Source organism: Muricoccus harenae (genome assembly GCF_009848505.1).
GTDB classification, from domain to species: Bacteria; Pseudomonadota; Alphaproteobacteria; order Acetobacterales; family Acetobacteraceae; genus Roseomonas; species Roseomonas harenae.
Genome location: NZ_WWDL01000026.1, coordinates 47,605 through 65,300 on the forward strand (window position 1 = coordinate 47,605; position 17,696 = coordinate 65,300).

At 69.9% G+C, this 17,696-nt stretch carries 8 protein-coding genes; 7 read left to right on the forward strand and 1 reads right to left on the reverse strand.

All coding sequences use genetic code 11. The features are described 5' to 3' along the window. The first annotated feature begins 75 nt into the window (after positions 1-75). From GSE44_RS17975 to GSE44_RS17990, 4 genes are all read left to right on the forward strand, one after another. Complete coding sequence (locus tag GSE44_RS17975; RefSeq protein ID WP_159350207.1) at positions 76-1,737, forward strand: ABC transporter substrate-binding protein; 1,662 nt, start codon at positions 76-78, stop codon at positions 1,735-1,737. 189 nt (positions 1,738-1,926) lie between these two features. Next, entirely contained in the window at positions 1,927-3,195 is a 1,269-nt protein-coding gene (glgC, locus tag GSE44_RS17980) for a glucose-1-phosphate adenylyltransferase (protein WP_159350208.1), read from the forward strand. Positions 3,196-3,200: 5 nt separating this feature from the next. Next, a complete protein-coding gene (glgA, locus tag GSE44_RS17985) occupies positions 3,201-4,643 on the forward strand; it encodes a glycogen synthase GlgA (protein WP_201306128.1) in 1,443 nt (480 codons plus the stop codon). Between the two features lie 93 nt (positions 4,644-4,736). After that, the gene (locus GSE44_RS17990; RefSeq protein ID WP_159350210.1) at positions 4,737-7,217 is read left to right on the forward strand and encodes a glycogen/starch/alpha-glucan phosphorylase; all 2,481 of its coding nucleotides are present in this window, start codon (positions 4,737-4,739) and stop codon (positions 7,215-7,217) included. A gap of 36 nt (positions 7,218-7,253) precedes the next feature. On the opposite strand, the gene GSE44_RS17995 is transcribed toward GSE44_RS17990, so the two are convergent. Then, the gene (locus GSE44_RS17995) at positions 7,254-7,499 is read right to left on the reverse strand and encodes a hypothetical protein (RefSeq protein WP_159350211.1); all 246 of its coding nucleotides are present in this window, start codon (positions 7,497-7,499) and stop codon (positions 7,254-7,256) included. Between the two features lie 950 nt (positions 7,500-8,449). On the opposite strand from GSE44_RS17995, the gene GSE44_RS18000 reads away from it, so the two are divergent. Genes GSE44_RS18000 through GSE44_RS18010 form a run of 3 tightly spaced genes read left to right on the forward strand, consistent with a single transcriptional unit; the run spans position 8,450 to position 17,641 of the window. After that, entirely contained in the window at positions 8,450-9,271 is an 822-nt protein-coding gene (locus GSE44_RS18000) for a cellulose synthase operon protein YhjQ/BcsQ (RefSeq protein WP_159350212.1), read from the forward strand. Positions 9,272-9,282: 11 nt separating this feature from the next. Next, on the forward strand, positions 9,283-13,848 hold the full coding sequence (gene bcsA / locus GSE44_RS18005) for a UDP-forming cellulose synthase catalytic subunit (protein WP_159350213.1): 4,566 nt from the start codon (positions 9,283-9,285) through the stop codon (positions 13,846-13,848). A 22-nt stretch (positions 13,849-13,870) separates the two neighbouring features. Continuing rightward, positions 13,871-17,641 carry a cellulose synthase subunit BcsC-related outer membrane protein gene (locus GSE44_RS18010; protein ID WP_159350214.1) on the forward strand — a complete coding sequence of 1,257 codons (3,771 nt, stop codon included), beginning with the start codon at positions 13,871-13,873 and terminating at the stop codon, positions 17,639-17,641. The last annotated feature ends 55 nt before the right edge of the window (positions 17,642-17,696 follow it).

Genomic DNA, 17,696 nt, shown 5'->3' on the forward strand with positions numbered 1-17,696 from the left:
GGCCAGAGCCGCTAGCCGTTATGGCATCGAACTTGCCTGAACCTGGACGCATCGTTATCCACGGAGAGGGCACGAATGAGGAAGATCACGCGGCGGAGCTGGCTGATGGCCGGCGCCCTGCTCGCCGGCCTGGGCGGCTTCGGCGTCGGCCCGGCCAGTGCCCAGGAGAAGGTGCTGCGGATCGGCATGACCGCCGCCGACATCCCCCGCACCTCCGGCCAGCCCGACCAGGGCTTCGAGGGGAACCGCTTCACCGGCATCCCGATGTATGACGCGTTGGTGAACTGGGACCTCTCCAGCGCCGACAAGCCCTCCGTCATCATCCCCGGCCTGGCTACCGAATGGCGGGTGGACGAGAGCGACAAGACCAAGTGGCGCTTCACCCTGCGCCAGGGCGTGAAGTTCCATGACGGCAGTCCCTTCAATGCCGCCGCCGTCGTTTGGAACGTCCAGAAGGTGCTGGACCAGTCCGCGCCGCATTACGACGCCGCCCAGGTCGGCCTGACCGTCAGCCGCATGCCAACGCTGAAGTCCGCCCGCGCCATCTCCGACCATGAGGTCGAGCTGACGACGAGCGAGCCAGACAGCTTCCTGCCGATCAACCTCACAAACCTCTTCATCGCCTCCCCCACGCATTGGGCGGCGAAGCTGGCCGCCGTGCCGGCCAGCGTGACGGATGCCCGCCAGCGCTCCAACCAGGCCTGGGCCGCCTTCGCCGGCGATCCCTCCGGCACCGGGCCCTTCCGCGGCACCCGCCTGGTTCCGCGCGAGCGCTTCGAGATGGTGGCCAACCGCGACTACTGGGATTCGGCCCGTCGCCCGAAGGTGGACCGCGTGGTCCTGCTGCCCATTCCCGAGGCGAACACCCGCACCGCCGCCCTGCTGGGCTACCAGGTCGACTGGATCGAGGCGCCGGCGCCGGATGCGGTGCAGCAGATCACGTCGCGCGGCTTCAAGATGTACCAGAACGCCCAGCCGCATGTCTGGCCCTGGCAGTTCTCCTTCGCGGAAGGTTCGCCCTGGCTGGACCGCCGCGTCCGCCATGCCGCCAATCTCTGCGTGGACCGTTCGGAGCTGAAGACCCTCCTTTCGGGCCTGATGGAGGTTCCGCAGGGCACGGTCGGTCCCGGCCACCCCTGGTGGGGCAATCCGTCCTTCAAGATCCGCTATGATCTCGCCGAGGCGCAGCGGCTGATGCGGGAGGCCGGACATTCCGCGCAGAACCCGCTGCGGGTGAAGATCCTCACCTCCGCCTCGGGCTCCGGCCAGATGCAGCCGCTGACCATGAACGAGTTCATGCAGGAGGCCCTCCGCGCCTGCTACTTCGACGTGCAGCTCGAGGTTGGCGAGTGGAACGCCATCTTCAACAATTGGCGCGAGGGGGCGCGTAGCCCGGGTGCCCGCGGGGCGAATGCCACCAATATCAGCTTCGCCGCCATGGATCCCTTCTTCGCCATGGTCCGCTTCGTGGCCACCGCCGCGCAGCCGCCGGTCTCGAACAACTGGGGCTATTTCTCCAACCCCGAGTTCGACCAGCTCATCGCCACCGCCCGCACCACCTTCGACGGGCCGGGGCGTGACGCCGCCCTGGCAAAGCTGCATGCCCGCATCGTGGAGGAAGCCCCCTTTCTTTGGATCGCGCATGACGTCGGCCCCCGCGCCATCTCCCCACGCGTGAGCGGCGTTGTGCAGCCACGCAGCTGGTTCATCGACATCGCAACCATGTCGATGAACTGATCCCGACACCCTCCCAGGTTCGGACGGGCCGTTTCCTTGCCGGGACGGCCCGTTCCTTTTGGCCGAGCTGCACCGGCTCGCCTCCATCGATCTGCGGGACTCGCGCGTCCGTGTCCACCAGCCCCCCGTTTCGACATAGCTGAAAGCTGCCATACTCAGCGCGCTCGCTCGGGAGGACCCATAAGAAACATGACGACAAGGCCGGTTCCTTCGGTGCCCCTGGCGCGCTCCGCCATGGCCTATGTCCTTGCCGGAGGACGCGGCTCCCGCCTGTTGGAACTGACCGACCGCCGAGCCAAACCCGCCGTCTTCTTCGGTGCCAAGTCCCGCATCATCGACTTCGCCCTCTCGAATGCCATCAACTCGGGCATCCGCCGCATCGGGGTAGCGACGCAGTACAAGGCGCACAGCCTCATCCGCCACATGCAGCGCGGCTGGAACTTCCTGCGCCCCGAGCGGAACGAGAGCTTCGACATCCTCCCCGCAAGCCAGCGTGTGTCGGAGACGGAGTGGTATTCCGGCACGGCCGACGCCGTGTTCCAGAACATCGACATCATAGACAGCTATGGTCCCCGCTACATGGTCATCCTGGCCGGGGACCATGTCTACAAGATGGACTATGAGGTGATGCTGCAGCGCCACGTCTCCTCGGGCGCCGAGGTGACGGTGGCCTGCATCGAGGTGCCGCGGCTGGAGGCCAGCGCCTTCGGCGTCATGCATGTCGACGAATCCGACCGCATCATCTCCTTCCTGGAGAAGCCGGCCGATCCGCCCCCTATTCCCGGACGCCCGGACGTGGCCCTCGCCTCCATGGGCATCTATGTCTTCGAGACGCGGCTCCTGATGGAGGAGTTGCGCCGGGACGCTGCCAATCCCGAGTCCAGCCGTGACTTCGGCAAGGACATCATCCCCGCCCTGGTCGCGCGCGGTACCGCCGTCGCGCACCGGTTCGAGGAATCCTGTGTTCGCTCCGGCCACGAGGCCGAATCTTATTGGCGCGACGTGGGCACGCTGGACGCCTATTGGCAGGCGAATATCGACCTGACGGATGTGGTCCCCTCGCTCGACATCTATGACCGCGACTGGCCGATCTGGACCTATGGCGAGGTGACGCCGCCCGCCAAGTTCGTGTTGGACGATGAGGGGCGCCGCGGCATGGCGGTGGATTCTCTCGTCGCCGGCGGCTGCATCGTCTCCGGTTCCCATGTCCGGCGCTCGCTGCTCTTCTCCAATGCCCGCGTTCATTCCTACGGCCAGGTGGAGGGCTGCGTGCTGCTGCCCGGCGTGGAGGTCGGGCGCCATGCACGGCTGCGGAAGGTGGTGGTGGACAGCGGCGTCATCCTGCCCGAGGGACTGGTGGTGGGCGAGGACCCCAAGGAGGACGCGCGGCGCTTCCGCCGCTCGGCTGGCGGCGTCTGCCTCATCACCCAGCCCATGATCGACGCCCTGACGAAATGAACGCGCTGCGCGTCCTTTCGGTCGCCTCCGAATGCTTTCCGCTGGTTAAGACTGGCGGGCTGGCGGATGTGGTGGGGGCCCTGCCGGCGGCACTCGCGGCCGAATCGGTGGCGGTCCGGACTTTGGTGCCCGGCTATCCAGGAGTGATCGCCAAGGTCGGCAAGGCCGATCCCCTTCACGCATTCGACGATCTTTTCGGCGGTCCTGCGCGGATTCTGGCTGCCCATGCGGCAGGGCTGGACCTGCTGGTCCTCGATGCCCCGCATCTCTACGCCCGCGCGGGCGGCCCCTATTCGGACCCGCAGGGCCGGGACTGGGCCGACAACCCGCAGCGCTTTGCCGCCCTCTGCTGGGCCGCCGCCGAGATCGGGCGCGGCGCCTTGCCCGGCTGGCGGCCGGATGTGGTGCATGCGCATGACTGGCAGGCGGGCCTCGTTCCCGCCTATCTCCATTATGGCGGCAGGCCACGGCCCGGCACCGTCTTCACCGTCCACAACCTGGCCTTCCAGGGCCAGTGCGACGCTTCCCTACTCGCCGCCCTGCGCCTGCCGCCGGAGGCCTGGGGGCTGGACGGGGTGGAATATTACGGCGCGATCGGAACGCTGAAGGCGGGATTGCGCCTGTCGGATCGCATCACCACCGTCTCCCCCACCTATGCGCGGGAGATCGCGACGCCGGCGGAGGGGATGGGGCTGGATGGGCTCCTTCGTGCCCGGGCCGGCGTGCTGCACGGGATCCTGAACGGGATCGACGAAGTCGCCTGGAACCCCGCCGCGGATCCCCACCTTGCCGCATCCTTCGATGCGGAGCATCCGGAGGGGCGGGAAGCTAACCGCTCCGCCCTGCGCGCCCGAATGGGACTTGAGGACGCTCCCGAGGCGCTGGTGATCGGCGTGGTCACCCGCCTCACCGGCCAGAAAGGCATGGATCTGCTGCTGGAGGCCCTGCCGGTCCTGCTCGGCCATGGCATGCGCCTCGCGCTGCTGGGCGCCGGCGAGCCGGGGCTCGAAGCCGGCTTCCTGGCCGCCGCCGCAGCCCATCCCGGCCGGATCGGGGTGCAGATCGGCTATGACGAAGCCCTCGCGCATCTGATCCAGGGCGGTTGCGATGCCCTTCTCGTTCCCTCGCGCTTCGAGCCTTGCGGCCTCACCCAACTCTGTGCCCTGCGCTATGGCGCCCTTCCCGTGGTCGCGCGGGTGGGCGGGCTGGCCGATACGGTGATCGATGCGAATGAGGCAGCGCTTGCCATGAAAGTGGCCACCGGTCTGCAATTCGCCCCCACCACGGCGCCGGTCCTGGAATCCGCACTGGCCCGGCTGGCCGCCTTGTGGCAGGACCGCGCCACTTGGGCCGCGACCCAGGCAAATGCCTTGCATGCCCCCGTCGGCTGGGCGCGGTCCGCCGCCCGCTATGCGGCAGTCTACCGGGAGCTCAGTGGGGCAGGCTAATTCGCGTCCTGCGCGCACTATCCCCGGCAGACTCGCGTTTCACGTTTACAAGCGATCTTTCCCAGGAGATGGAAAAGCTCGTACAGGACGGCAATGAACGACAGTTCCTCCCATGCCCTGGCCCCTGCTCTGGCCGGGACCGATACCCCGGACCAGGCAACGGTGGCAGCCTTCCGTGAGGCCATTCTGGCTAGGCTGATCTATCAGGTCGGCGGCCGGCGGGATCGAGCCAGCGCGCGCGATTGGTTCATTGCAACCGCCCTGGCCGCCCGCGACCACGTGGTGGACGACTGGCGCCGTTCCAACGACGAGACCCGCGCGCAGAACCGCAAGGGCGTCTGCTACCTGTCCATGGAGTTCCTGATCGGCCGGCTGCTGTCGGACGCGCTGGGGAATCTCGGCCTGACGGAAACGGCGAGGCAGGCGCTGGACGGCCTCGGAGTCGACCTGGAGACCGTCGCGGGGCAGGAGCCGGACGCGGCGCTGGGCAATGGTGGCCTCGGCCGCCTCGCCGCCTGCTTCATGGAGAGCATGGCAAGCATCGGGGTGCCGGCCTATGGCTACGGCATCCGATACGAAAATGGATTGTTCCGCCAGATCATCGCCAACGGCGTCCAGCATGAGGTGCCGGAAGATTGGCTCGCCCTCGGCAATCCCTGGGAATTCGAGCGGTCGGGCCTGATCTATGAGATCCGCTTTGGCGGCCATGTTCGGCCGGAGGTCTCGGTGGACGGCTCCACCCGCATGGTCTGGCATGCCGGGGAGATCGTGAACGCCCTGGCCTATGACACGCCTGTGGTGGGTTGGCGCCGCAAGCGCGTGAACACGCTGCGCCTCTGGTCCGCCCGTGCGACCGACCCGCTGCATCTGAGCGACTTCAACCGCGGCGACCATGTGGGCGCCCAGGCCGCGCGGATGCGGGCGGAAGCCATCTCCCGCGTCCTCTATCCCGGCGACGAGACCGAGGCGGGGCAGGAGCTGCGGCTGCGCCAGGAGTATTTCTTCGCCTCTGCCTCACTGCAGGACATCATCCGCCGCCATCTCTCCCGCCATCCGGACCTGACGAATCTGGCGGATTATGTGGCGGTTCAGCTGAACGATACTCATCCGGCGATCGGGGTCGCCGAGCTGATGCGGCTGCTAGTCGACGTGCATGGCATGGGTTGGGACACGGCCTGGAGCATCACCCAGGCTACCTTCTCCTACACCAACCACACGCTGATGCCCGAGGCCCTGGAAACCTGGGCCGTGCCGATGATGGAGCGCGTGCTGCCGCGCCATATGCAGATCATCTACCTGATCAACGCCAACCACCTGGACCATGCGCGCCGGAAGGGCGCCGGGGATACCCTCCTCTCATCGGTCTCCCTGATCGACGAGCGGAGCGGCCGCCGCGTGCGGATGGGTCATCTCGCCTTCGTCGGCTCGCACCGTATCAACGGCGTCTCCGCGCTGCATTCCCAACTCATGCGCGACACAGTCTTCGGCGACCTCAACCATGTCTGCGGCGACCGGATCACCAACAAGACCAACGGCATCACCTTCCGCCGCTGGCTGCACCGTGCCAATCCCGACCTGACGAAGCTGCTGGTGAATGCGATCGGCCCCGCCGTGCTCGATGATCCGGACCGGCTGGAGGACCTCGTCCCCCTCGCGGCTGATGCCGCCTTCCGCCAGAAATTCGCCGCCCAGCGCCGCGCCTCGAAGGAGCGCCTCACCGGCCTCATCGCCACCCGGATCGGGCTGAAGGTAGAATCGGATGCGCTGTTCGACGTGCAGATCAAGCGCATCCACGAGTACAAGCGCCAGCTTCTGAACATCGTGCACACCGTCGCGCTCTATAATGCGATGCGCGCCCGGCCGACGGGAAGCTGGGTAAAGCGCGTGAAGATCTTCGCCGGCAAGGCTGCGCCGAGCTACCATCAGGCGAAGCTCATCATCCGTCTTGTGAACGACGTGGCCTCCACCATCAACGACGATCCGACAGTACGCGGCATGCTGAAGGTGGCCTTCCTGCCGAACTACAATGTCAGCCTCGCCGAGGCGATCATTCCCGCAGCCGATCTTTCCGAGCAGATCTCGACGGCAGGGCTTGAGGCGTCGGGCACCGGCAACATGAAGCTCGCGCTGAATGGGGCCCTGACCATCGGCACGCTCGACGGCGCCAATGTTGAGATCAATGACCGCGTGGGCCAGGATGACATCTTCATCTTCGGCCTCACCGCCCATGAGGTCGCCGAACGCAAGCGCGAGGGCTACGACGCACGCGCGGCCGTTGCTGCCTCTCCGGATCTGCGCGGCGCGCTCGACGCCATCGCCTCCGGCGTCTTCTCTCCGGAAGAGCCGGACCGCTACCGCGGCCTCGTCGAGGGACTCCTGAACGACGACCGCTATCTCGTCACGGCCGATTTCGACGCCTACCACGCCCGGCAGCGGGACGTGGCGGTGCGCTGGGCTCAGCCGGATTCCTGGTGGCGCTCGGCGGTACTCAACACCGCTCATGTCGGCTGGTTCTCATCCGATCGCACCATCCGGGAATATGCCGAGGACATCTGGAAGGTGGAGCCGGCCTGAACCGGTTCAGCGTTGGCGGACGCGGTGCGCGGAAACCTAATGGTGCAGCCGCTTTATCATTTCCTGCGCAGCGGCCTCCACCTCCTCCACCAGGATGGTCCGGATGGCCGCGCCATCCAGCCGGCCGGCAGGGCCGCTCCGCTCGAACAGTTCGACGAGTTGTCGCACCTCCTCCGCTGCGGAGCGGAGATAGGTGATCGGATCATCGCTCTTTCGCAGGCCTTCCTCGAGAACGGTGCGGATGGCGGCGGCCATTGTCCTCCGCAACGTCTCCTCGCACATCTGCCCATCCTGTCCGTAGCACCAATCTTTCGAACGTATACCATGCGTGATCGCTGGCCGGAACGTTACACATCATCCGGATTACATCTTCTGTTGTGCAGTCCGCACTTCTCCGCATCACAACCCGATCATGCACGATAATTTCTAGGCTTCAGAGGACGAATGCGCGTTGCCGCAAGGCACCGCACCCGCTGATGGACGGTCCAGGGCGCGTCTGCTCGCATGGGTAGCAGGAACAATGTCCTCTTCCCGGTTTACGGACCAATGCCTATGCTGTCCTAAGTCATCAAGATGAGGGTTTCAGCCCGCGTGGACGAGCCGATCGATCGCCTTCTGCGCGCCTGTGGGCTGCGGAGCTTTTCTTACCTTCGCTATCCCCCCGTGCAGATCGAGATGTGGGCGCCGGAGCCCGCAGCCGAAGCGCCGGCCGCTCCGCAGGACGAAGTCAGGTTGACCGAGGAATCATCGCCGCCGCTCGCAGCCGCAACGCCTACGGCAGCATCAGCCGCGGTCACACCGCTCGCGCGCGGCGCGCAGCGCGTCAGCCTCACCCGGCTGCACCGTCCGCCGCGTCCCCGCCCGGAACCCCCAGCCGCCCCGCCGGCCGCCTTCGCGCATGAACCGTCGGCGCGCCCGCAGGTCGTGCGACGCCTGCCCCGCCCCGCTCCGGCCTCCCTCCAGGTGCCCGCTCCCTTGCCATCGGCGCCCCTGCCCGAGCCGCCGCTGAGGCGACATGCCGCGCTGGCCCCGGCTCGTTCCGCTGCCCCGCCGCCGCCGGCTGCGCGGCGCTTCGCCCTGCTTGATGAGATTTCGGCCGAGGCCGCACCGCCGCGCGCCGCGCCGCGGGCCCGCGAGCCCGTTTCCCCGCCTCCCCCTCCTGCGCCCGAGGCCCCGCCTGCCCCGCCACGCCTGCGGGTGCGGCGGCGCGTCCAGCCTGGGGGCAGCACGTAATGCCGCTCCTCGCCTTCGTCTCGCCCAAGGGCGGTGTCGGGAAAACCACGCTCGCCGCCAATGTGGCCGCCCTGCTGGCCGCGCGCGGCCATGACGTGCTCGGCCTGGACCTGGATCCCCAGAACGCCCTCCGCCTGCATCTCGGCCTGCCGGTGCGGGACGAGGAGGGCTTCGTCACGAGCCTGGGCAGCGGCATCGCCTGGCGCGCCGCTTTGCGGCAAACGCCCTATGGCGTCTCCCTCCTGCCCCATGGCGGAGCGGAGCCGCGTCAGGCGCTGGAGCTGACCCGCTTGCTGATGGACCGGCCAGAGATCCTGGCCGATCCGGTCCGCGAGATGCTGGCCGACCCGCTCCGCATCCTGGTGGTGGACAGCCCTCCCGGCCCCTCTCCCGCCCTCTTGGCCCTCATGCCGATGCTGGACCTGCCGGTGGTGGTGCTGCTGGCCGATGGCGGCAGCGCCTCCCTCATCCCGCAGATCGCCGATGACCGCTTCCTCGGGCGCGGCACGCTCGCGACCCGGGCAGCGGATCGCGCGGTGCTGGTGCTGAACCAGATCGAGCTGGACACGCCCCTCTCCACAGCCGTGCTCGACTGCGCGCAGGCGATGCTGGGCAGCCGCCTCCTCGGCGTCGTCGCTCGGGATCCGGCGGTGGCGGAGGCGCTGGCCGACCGCCGCCTGCCGGTGGAGGCCGCAGGCGGACGGGCCGCCGAGGACCTCTCCCTGATCGCCGAAACGCTTCTCGGCCGCCTTTCCCTGCCGCCACCCGCCGCACCGGACAGCGGCCGTTCCGCACTCACCAACTGGGGACTCCGCAGATGACGGCCATGCGGATGACTGCCGCCACAGACCGCCTTCCCGCCATGGGACGCGCCCTGCGGATCGCCAGCATCCTGCTAGGCGCGCTTGCCTATATCTTCGTTATCACCGTGCCCTTGAACGGGGAGCAGCAGGCGGTGCTGACTCTGCTCGGCATCGCGGCCTTCCTGCTGATCAGACGCTCGAAGTCACGCCGCGCGACGGTGCTGCTGGTGGTGCTCTCCTTCGCCATCACCTCGCGCTATCTCTGGTGGCGCGTGACGGAGACGCTGGAATTCGGCGGCTTCTTGCAGGGCTTCCTCTCGCTCGGCCTGTTCGCCGCCGAATGCTACGCGGGCTCGCTGCTCTTCCTTTCCTATGTCCAGCTGACCTATCCGCTGAACCGCAAGCCCGCCGCCCTGCCCGCCAATCCGGACGATTGGCCGAGCGTGGATGTCTATGTTCCCTCCTACAACGAGAGCCTGGAGATCGTGCGGCCGACGGTACTGGCCTGCATGAACATCGACTGGCCGCGGGACAAGCTGAACGTCTACGTGCTGGACGACGGCCGCCGCCCGGATTTCCGCCAGTTCTGCGAAGAGGTGGGCTGCGGCTACATCATCCGTCCCGACAACAAGGGCGCCAAGGCCGGCAACATCAATCACGCCCTCAAGCACACGGATGGCGACTACGTCGCCATCTTCGACTGCGACCACGCTCCCACCCGCGCCTTCCTGCAGATGACCGCCGGCTGGCTGGTGCGGGACCAGCGCCTGTCGATGGTGCAGACGCCGCACTACTTCTACTCGCCCGATCCCTTCGAGCGAAACCTCGCCCGCAGCCGCCCCGTGCCGAATGAGGGCCTGCTCTTCTACGGCGCCATCCAGCCAGGGAACGACCTGTGGAACGCCGCCTTCTTCTGCGGCTCCTGCGCCCTGATCCGACGCACTGCACTCATGGAAGTCGGCGGCGTGCCGCATGAGACGGTGACGGAGGACTGCCACTGCTCGCTGCGCATGCAGCAGAAGGGCTGGCACACCGCCTATATCCGCCTGCCGCTGGCGGCCGGCCTCGCGACCGAGCGCCTGTCCATCCATATCGGCCAGCGAATGCGCTGGGCGCGCGGCATGATCCAGATCATGCGGCAGGAGAACACGCCCTTTGCCCCTGGCCTGACCTGGGCACAGCGGCTCTGCTACTTCACCGCCGGCTTCTCCTTCCTCTTCGCGCTCCCCCGCATCGTCTTCCTCACCTCGCCGCTCGCCTTCCTCTTCCTGGGCCAGAACATCATCGCGGCCTCGCCGCTGGCGATCGTTGCCTATGCGGGCAGCCACATGTTCCACGCCTTCGGCACGGCATCCCGCCTGAACGGCAAGAACCGCCACTCCTTCTGGTCCGAGATCTACGAAGCCTGCATGGCCGCGCCGTTGATCCTGGTGACGATCGCGACGCTCTGGGATCCACGCAAGGGCAAGTTCAACGTCACTGACAAGGGCGGGCGGCTGGAGGAGGGCTATCTCGACGTTCGCGCCGTGCTGCCAACGCTGATCCTGCTCGGCGCGCTGGTCGTGGGCGTCAGCATCGGACTCTACGGCACGCTGACAAGCGAGACGGGATCGCTGGAGTTCCAGGCCTATCTGCTCAACACGCTCTGGGCCACGCTCTGCCTCGTCCCGGTCTCCGCCGCCGTGGCCGTGGGGCTGGAGCGCGAGCAGATGCGCGGCCGCGCGCGGGTGGAGGTGAACCTTCCCGCCGAGATCATCCTCTCGGACGGGCGGCGCGTGCCGGCCCGTTCCTCCGACATCTCCATGTCCGGCGCCCGCCTCCTGCTCGACCGCCCGCTCGGCATCGCCGATGGCGAACGCTGCAGCGTCTGCTTCAACCTCGGCGGCGAGTTCGTCGAGGTCCACGCCACCCTCCTGCACTGGGAGGAAGGCGAGGCCTTCCTGCGCTTCCACATCGAGAACGTGGTCGATGAGGCGGCGATGGTCCGCGTCTTCTTCGGCCGCCCCGATGCCTGGGTGCATTGGGATAACTGGCCACAGGACCGTCCGCTGCGTGCGCTGAAGGACGTGGTGATGGCCACCAAGGACGCCGTGTTCCGGAAGTACCGCTTCAAGATGACAAAGGCGCCCAGCCGCGTGAGCAAACCCGTTCCCGTCGAGCAGATCCGCAAGTCTGACGTGGTGCGGCCGAAGGCCCAAGCCGCCCGCGCGAAAGAGACCACCGCGGCCGCGATTGCCCTGCTGGCGCTGCTGCTGCCCGGCGCGGCCGAGGCGCAGAGCCGTCCGCAGGGCCAGGCGCCGCTGCCCGTCGCGCGGCCTGCCGTTCCGCCGCCGCCCGCCGGCGCGCCTGCCGCCGCACCCTCCGCCGAGGTGCCGGTTCTGTCCGCTCCAGCCGCATCCGCCCCCGCCGCGCCCTTGCCGGCCGCCGCCCCCGTCGCCTCGCCGCCGGGCAGCACGCGGGAGGCGCGGCTGACCTTCCGCGACCTCGGCCTGACCGGCCCGATGCAGTTCCGCGGCACCTCCGACCTGCAGGGCGTGCTCTTCGGCCTCTCGCGGGACGAGGTAGTGACCTCCGCGCGGCTGACGGTGCAGGGCGGCTCCTCCGCCGCCCTCATCCCATCCCTCAGCCAGATCGCCGTGACGCTGAACGAGCAGTTCGTCGGCAATATCGGGCTCGACCCCGCGCGCCAGGCCTTCGGCCCGCTATCCTTCGACATCGACCCGCTGAACTTCTCGGAGGTGAACCGGCTGAACTTCCGCTTCGCCGGCCGCTACGCGACGGAGTGCAACGACCCGCTCTCCGGTCTGCTCTACGCCAACATCTCCGACCTCTCGACGCTGCAACTGACCATCGAACGCCTGCCGCCGCAGCGCGACCTCGCCCGGCTGCCGGAGCCGCTCTTCGATCGGCGCGTGCTGCGCCGCAGCCTGAACCTGCCGGTGATCATCCCCGCCGATGCCGGGGCCCAGGGCCTCCGCGCGGCGGCCATCGCCACCTCCTGGTTCGCCGTGCAGGCCGATTACCGCGGCGCCAGCTTCCCGGTGGACCGTGCCGTGCCGGCGCTCGGCAATGCGCTGGTGATCGCCGCCGGGCCGGATTCCGTGCCGGGCCTCACCCTGCCGCGCTTCGAGGGCCCGACCCTCGTCATGGTCGCCAACCCGACCGATCCCTATGGCACGCTGCTCATCCTCGGCGGCCGTTCGGAGCAGGAGGTGGCGCAGGCGGCGCTGGCCCTGGCCGCCGGGCGTGGCGGCATCGGCGGTGAGCTGGCTCGCGTCTCCGCCCCCAACCTCGCCCCACGGCAGCCCTATGATGCCCCGCGCTGGCTGGCGCCGGACCGGCCGGTGCAGATCGGCTCCCTCGTCGATCGCTCGGAGTTGCAGGCCTATGGCTACACGCCCGGCACGATCCGCGTGCCCATGCGCACCGCGCCCGACCTGTTCACCTGGTCCGATCGCGGCATCCCGGCGGATCTCCGCTTCCGCGGGCCCAACGGGCAGGCGGTGGATGTCGCGGCCTCCCGCCTCGACGTGCTCGTCTCCGAGAATTTCCTGAAGTCGTTCCCGCTCGGTACCGGGGAGCGTATCTGGCCGCTGGACCTGCTCTCCGGCTGGCTCCTGCCGGATTCTGCGGTGCGCACAGGCCGCGCCATGGTGCCGACCTACCTCCTCTTCGGGCGGGAGGAGCTGCAGATGCGCTTCGACATGCGCCCGCTGAACCGGGGCGAATGCACCGCCGTGCCCGGCGATATTCGCGCCTCCGTCGATCCGGACAGCACGATCGATCTCTCCCGCGCCTGGCGTTACGCGCGGCTGCCCAGCCTTGGCTTCTTCGCCTCGGCCGGCTTCCCCTTCACCCGCATGGCCGATCTCTCCGGCACGGCGGTGGTGCTGCCGGAGCGGCCGAACACGGTCGAGACCTCCGCGTTCCTCGACCTGGTGGGAACCCTCGCCGCCCATGTCGGCCACCCGTCCACGGGCCTGTCGGTCGTCTTCCCGTCCGCGCTCCAGACGGTAGCGGGCCAGGACCTGCTGATGATGGGGACTCTGGGCCGCCAGCCGGCCGCCGCCACCCTGCTGCGCGACAGTCCCGTGCAGGTGCAGAACGACCGCCTGACCATCGCCGCACCCGATGCGCTGGCCGATATCCGCGCCCTCTTCCTTGACCAACCGGGCTCCGACGAGCTGACCCGCGCCTCAACCGCCCTTTCCAGCATGGGCGAAGGCGTCTCGGTGCTGGTGGCGACCGAAAGCCCGCTGGCCGCCGGCAAGTCTGTCGTGGCGCTGCTGGGCGCGACCCCGTCGGCCCTGTCGGGCGTCGTCGGCACATTGCGCGATCCCGAGGCCGCGCCGCGCGTGCAGGGTGACCTCGTGCTGATCAATGGCGGCCGGGCCACCGGCTATCGCACCGGCGCCACCTATGCCGTAGGCAATCCGCCTTGGTGGGTGCTGCCCTATATCTGGCTCGGCACCAGCCCCTGGCGGGTGGCGGGCATGATGATCGCGGGTGCGCTGCTGCTCAGCCTGCCTTTCTACTGGCTTCTGCGCCGCCGCGCCGCCATGCGGCTACGCGCCCGCTCACCGAAGGGACATTAAGGCCATGCGGGGGATGCGCCGGGTGTCAGGACGAGGGACAAAGGGGCGGAGTGCGCTGGGCATCGCGCTGGCGCTCGCGGCTTGGCCGGGGATGGCCCCCGGCATCGCCTCCGCCCAGGTCGCGAATGTGGCTGGCGCCCCCAGCGCGGTGGACGTGCTGGTGCGCCAGGCGGATCGCTGGCTATCCCAGGATCGGGTGGAACTGGCGGCGCCGGCGGTGGAGCGCGCCCTGGCGGCGGCACCCAACGACCCCGCGGTCCTGTCCGTCGCCGCCCGGCTTGAGACCGCGCGCGGCAACCGGGATGCGGCCAATGCCTTTCTTGCCCGCCTTCGCGCCGCCGGCGGATCGGCCGAGCAGCAATCCCGTGCCGAGAACACCGTGCGCGGCGCCCAGATCGACCGCGACGCCATCGAGGATGCCCGCCGCCTGGCGCGGGAGGGCCGGACCGACGCCGCCGCCCAGCGCTACCAGCAGATCTTTGGCGCCCAGGGTCCGACCGAGGCCTACGCGCTGGAATATTACCAGACCCTCGCCGGGACCGACCGAGGCCGCGCCGAAGGCCAGCGCGGCCTCGGCGCGCTTGCCAGCCGCCCCGGTGCCACGGACCGCGCCCGCCTCGCCAATGCCCAGGCGCTGACCTATTCGGCCGCGACGCGCGCAGAGGGTATCCGCCGCCTGGCCGAGCTGGTGGACCGCCCCGATGTGGCGCAGGAGGCGCGGCAATCCTGGCGCGCCGCCCTCGGCTTCGCCGGGAACGACCCCGCCGCCGCGCCACAGGTCGAAGCCTATCTCCAGCGCTTCCCCGACGACGCTGAGCAGCGCCGCCGGCTCGAGGCGCTGCGCGCCGCACCAGCCGCGGCACCGGCCGACCCGAGCGCCGCCGCCCGCCAGGCCGCCTTCGCCCGGCTGGATTCCGGCAGCCCCGCCGAGGCCGCGCGGCAATTCGAGGCACTCCTCGCCGCCAATCCCAACGACGCGGATGCGCTGGGTGGCCTCGGCATCGTCCGCCTGCGCCAGGGCAACCAGCCCGAGGCCCGGCGGCTGCTGGAACGCGCCGTTGCCGCCGATCCCGCCCGTGCCCAGCAATGGCAGCGGGCGCTGGACGCCGCCTCCTATTCCACGGATCTCGCCGAAGCGCAGGCCCGCCTCCGCCGCAACGACCTTGAGGGCGCCGACCAGGCCGCCCGCCGTGCCGCGATGCGCGAGGTGGACGACCGCTCCGATGCCGAAGTGGTGCTGGGCGAATTGGCGTTGCGCCGCAACGATCCCGCAGGCGCCGAGGCCCGCTTTCGCGCAGCCCTCAGCCGCCGCCCCGGCTTTCAGGCCGCACAGCAGGGGCTGAACGCGGCCCTGCGCGCCCAGGGCCGCCCCACCGAATTCGCCATCGCCCGCCCTGCCGCGCCTGCACCCGCCAGCACCGCCAATGCCCAGGCCGCCTCCTACCGCGCCGAGGCCGCCCGCGTGGCCGACCCGGCCGCCGCCGCCGCCATCCTGCGCAATGCGGTCGCCGCCGCGCCCGACGACCCCTGGACGCGGCTGGACCTCGCCCGCGCGCTCCGCCGACAGGGCCGCGGTGCCGAGGCCCGCGCTGTGGTGGAGGATCTGGCCGCCCGCAGCACCAGCCCCGACGCCGCCTATGCTGCCGCCCTGCTGGCCGAGGAGGACAACCGCATCGCCGATGCCGATGCCCTCCTCTCCCGCATTGCGCCGAACCGGCGCAGCCCGGACATGTCGCGCCTCGCCACCCGCATCCGCGCCCAGCGGGAAGTGCAGTCGGCCGCCGCCCTCCTGCCCTTCAGCCCGATCGAGGGCCGCTCGCGGCTCCTCACCCTCGCGGCCCGGCCGGACCCCACGGGCGGCACCGCCGTCGCCGTGATCCGTGCCTTCGGGGAGGCCAATGACCGCGCCGGCGCCGCCGAGGCCGCGCGCGTCGCCATTGCCAACCGCAGCGCCAGCAGCCCCGCCGCCCGGATCGCCATCGCCGGCGCCCTGCTCGGCGCGGGGCTGGAGGCCGAGGCCACCGCCCTGGCCGCCGAGACCGAGACAGCCGCCGCCACGCCCGAGCAGCGCCGCGACCTGGCCACGATCCGCGCCGGCGCCGCCGTCCGCGCCTCGGACCGGCTGAACGAGACCGGCGACCAGGCGGATGCCTTCGAGCGGCTGCGCCCGGTGCTGGCCGAGGATCCGAACAACCAGGACGCCCGGCTCGCCCTGTCCCGCCTCTATCTCGGCGCCCGCCGGCCGGAGGAGGCGCTGCGCGTGGCCGAGGCCGTGCTGGTCCGCGACCCGCGCAATCTCGACGCCCGCCGCAGCGCCATCGAGGCGGCGCTCGCCACTGGCGACCGGCAGCGGGCGGAAGGCCTCCTGGCCGCGGCGCAATCCGCCAACCCACGCGATTCCCGAGTGGCGCTGCTGGAGGCCCGGGTGGCCCGCGCCGCCGGCGACGAGTCCCGCGCCCGCCGCGCCTTAGAGGCCGCGGCCTCCCTGCGCAGCGCCGAGCTCGGCAGCTCCGCCCGCGCCACCGCCACGGCCCCTGGCGCCGTGCCGATGCAGGGCCTGGCCAACCCCTTTGCCCGTGGCGGGCGCACGGACGCCCCGCTGTTCGCGAGCGCGCAGCCGGCTGATCCGGTGCTGCGCCAGATCCAGACCGAGGCCGATGCGCTGCGCTCGGAAACCGGCATGCTCCTTGCCGGCGCCGCCACGGCCCGCATCCGCTCCGGCGGCCAGGGGCTGGACCGGCTGACAGAGCTGGGGGCCGTCCTCCAGGCCGAGGTCTCGCCCGGCGCGCTGGGCGGCCGCCTGACTGCCTCGGCGCAGCCCGTCACCATCGATTCCGGCTCGCCCCTCGCCGATGTGCAGGCGCTGCGCCGCTACGGCAGCAATGCGCTGAACACCAACATCGCCGGCAGCGCCGCCGCCATCGCCTCGGGCCGTGACACCAGCGCCTCGGGCGTCGGGCTCGTGCTGAACTACACGCGGGGCGACTGGCTGAAGCTCGATGTCGGCACCACGCCGCTCGGCTTCCGCCGCACCAACATCGTCGGCGGCATCGAGCTGGCCCCGGCCCTGTCCGAGAGCCTGCGGATCCGCGTGACCGGCGAGCGCCGGGCGGTGACGGACAGCCTCCTGTCCTGGAACGGCGCGGTGGACGACAACACGCGCACCTCCTGGGGCCCGGTGATGCGAACCGGTGGCCGTGGCCAGATCGAGGTGCCGATCGGCACCGGCTATGCCTATGCCGGCGGCGGCTACTCCGCCTTCGACGGCGACGGCGTCGCCAGCAACACGCGCGTCGAGGCCGGTGCGGGCGTGGCCCTGCCCATCTACAAGAGCGATGCCGGCGAGCTGACCGGTGGAGTGGACCTCGTCTATTTCAGCTACGACCGGAACCTGCGCTACTTCACCCTTGGCCACGGCGGCTATTTCAGCCCGCAGCAATATACGGCGCTGAACATTCCGGTGGATTGGCGCGGCAAGGCCGGTGACGTGACCTACCGGATCGGCGCCACCGCCGGCTACGCCTCCTACCGCGAGGATCGGGCGCCCTTCTTCCCGAATGACCCTGGCCGGCAATCCGCGGTGGAGGCCCTGACCACCAGCAGCGCGGGCTCGGCCAACCCGGTCAGCGCCTTCTACGCCGGCCAGTCGCAGAGCGGCTTCGTCGGCGGGCTGCGGGCGGAGGTGGATTGGGCCATCAGCCCCACCCTCACCCTCGGTGGCGCGGTGCGCTACGACAAGGCGGCGGATTTCGACGAGACGCGCATGCTCATGCGGCTTCAGAACCGGTTCTGACGGCTGCCCTTGCACGGCAGCATCGGGGAAGTCATATCAATACACGAACACTAAT